Annotated in this window: 1 protein-coding gene; it reads right to left on the bottom strand. The window is 67.4% G+C overall.

Going from position 1 to position 276, the window contains the following annotated elements; all coding sequences use genetic code 11:
* Positions 1-276: alpha/beta hydrolase (locus ACH107_RS33805; protein WP_412509922.1), on the bottom strand; the 276-nt coding region annotated here is incomplete at both ends.

The raw sequence follows: 276 nt of genomic DNA, 5'->3' as shown, positions 1-276 counted from the left end.
CTGGCTCCCGGCGCGCGCTTCCTCCGGGAAGATCCTTTCAAGCGTCGCATCACGCAGCGGCAGGAAATCGTAAGCCCCGGCCAGGCCGATCACGCCGGCGATATCGCTCTTGCGCATCTCCTGTGCCGCCAGATAGCGGCCGTCGGTCGCAAGCAACGCGGCAATCTGTGCGCCGGCAGAGTGCCCCATCAGAAACAGGCGATGTGGATCGCCGCCGAACGCAACCGCGTGCTCGCGTGCCCACGCGACCGCCTGCGCCGCATCGTCGACGAAACC

It is taken from the genome of Roseovarius halophilus (ex Wu et al. 2025), assembly GCF_047086965.1.
This window is presented reverse-complemented; position numbering and strand designations above follow the sequence as displayed.